Source organism: Shigella sp. FC1544 (assembly GCF_001722145.1).
Classification (GTDB): domain Bacteria; phylum Pseudomonadota; class Gammaproteobacteria; order Enterobacterales; family Enterobacteriaceae; genus Escherichia; species Escherichia coli.
The window spans coordinates 1-282 of the sequence record NZ_MECT01000507.1; the positions used below are offsets into that span (position 1 = coordinate 1).

The 282-nt window shown below is 39.0% G+C and carries 1 protein-coding gene and 1 pseudogene; one reads left to right on the forward strand and one right to left on the reverse strand.

Features of this window, described 5'->3' with window-relative positions; translation table 11 throughout:
• Nucleotides 1–91: 91 nt before the first annotated feature.
• Nucleotides 92–187, forward strand: a pseudogene (locus BGK49_RS31755) (hypothetical protein); the annotation flags it as partial.
• Between the two features lie 15 nt (nt 188–202).
• On the opposite strand, the gene BGK49_RS29810 reads toward BGK49_RS31755, so the two are convergent.
• On the reverse strand, nt 203–282 hold an 80-nt coding region (locus BGK49_RS29810; RefSeq protein WP_001401901.1), incomplete at its 5' end, for an IS1 family transposase.

A 282-nucleotide genomic window follows, 5' to 3' on the forward strand; every position in this document is an offset into this window, starting at 1 on the left:
TAGCGGAGCAGGAAGGACATCTGATGGAAATGGAAGCCACGCAAGCACCTTAAAATCACCATCATACACTAAATCAGTAAGTTGGCAGCATTACCTAAATTTTTCAAGCAAAGATTTAACGAATTCTTATATGAATGGAATGGGAAAAAAAGAATACAGTAGTTACTTGGGAACACCAAATAACACCGGTAATGACTCCAACTTATTGATAGTGTTTTATGTTCAGATAATGCCCGATGACTTTGTCATGCAGCTCCACCGATTTTGAGAACGACAGCGACT